Origin of the sequence: Aliivibrio sp. S10_S31 (genome assembly GCF_014694495.1) — a bacterium.
Classification (GTDB): Bacteria; Pseudomonadota; Gammaproteobacteria; order Enterobacterales; family Vibrionaceae; genus Aliivibrio; species Aliivibrio fischeri.
In genome coordinates, this window is record NZ_JAAUWR010000068.1 from 1 (window position 1) to 1,334 (window position 1,334).

At 39.7% G+C, this 1,334-nt stretch carries 1 protein-coding gene; it reads left to right on the forward strand.

The genetic code is table 11. The features are described 5' to 3' along the window. A partial coding sequence (locus tag HC728_RS19560; protein ID WP_238933839.1) for an IS4 family transposase occupies positions 1-1,321 on the forward strand: 1,321 nt, incomplete at its 5' end. Between the last annotated feature and the right edge of the window lie 13 nt (positions 1,322-1,334).

Consider the following 1,334-nt stretch of genomic DNA (forward strand, 5'->3'; position numbering starts at 1 on the left):
GTCTGAGTTTTCTCGTGAATTACAATTAACTGCAGAATTTCACCTTCCTGAATCTATGGATTCATTTCGGAAAAATATTCCTATTGAGTGGATTTCAGAAGCCGTTAACCAAACTGGTCGCGCCGCTGTCAGAAAGCGCAGATTTCCTGCTGAACAAGCTGTTTGGTTAGTGCTTGGAATTGGCTTAATGCGTAACCGCTCAATTAGCGATGTTTGTGATAAATTAGAATTAGCCTTCCCTGATGCTAAAGGAGAACTCCCTCCCTTGGCCACAAGTAGTATCGTAAAAGCTAGACAGCGTATTGGTTATGAACCATTACGTTATCTATTTCATACCACGGCAAGTAAATGGGAAACAGAAGAATCATCTGATTTAATTTGTGGACTTAAAATCATGAGCGTTGACGGGACTCAATTTAAAACACCTGAAACTAAGGATAACCAAAAGCTAGGCTACGCGACAGGTAAGGCTACATTTCCTTCAGTTCTTGCTGTTACCCTCATGTCCACATGTACCCACCTTATTTCAGATGCTGCTTTTGGACCGATAACCAATAGTGAAATATCTTATGCACAACAGTTAGTTGGCTCCGCTCCAAATAATTCATTAACTCTTTTTGACCGTGGTTTTATGTCCGCTGAACTTTTTGAATCATGGCGTAATGCAGGAAAAAATACTCATTGGTTAACTCCAATAAAAAGTAAATTTAGGTACGAAGTTTTAGAAGAGTTTTCAGACTACGATAAACTGATTAAAATGCCAGTTTCGCCTGATGCAAAACGAAAATATCCCCACCTCGGAGATAGCTGGCAAGCTCGTTTAGTTTTAATTCCTGAGCCGAAAGGAGAGATCAAAGGGTTTATTACTTCATTAGAGTGTCCAGTGACTTATCCATTGAAAGATATTGTTGAAATTTACTGGGAGCGATGGGAAATAGAACAAGGTTATGGTGAATTAAAGCAAGGTCAACTTAACAATCAAGCAGTGCTTAGAAGCTTGAAACTAGAAGGAATATATCAAGAGTTATGGGGGATTTTGATTTCTTATAACCTCGTTCGTCTAGAAATGAAAAGAATGGCAGATTTTCATAAAGTGGAACCATTAAGAATAAGCTTTATCAATGCGTTAAGGCTAATCCAAGATGAGTTCTTGTGGTGTTCAGGACGAACTCCAGGAACGGTGCCCAAGAAGCTGAAAAATCTACGAGAAAGCGGGAAGCGTCTAATCCTGCCAAAAAAAAGAAAGCGAAAACCATTTCCGCGACAAGTGCTTTATAAAGCACCGCGCTACCCTTATAAAAAAAGAGCCGCTAGCTGTTAAGCGAGCGGCATTA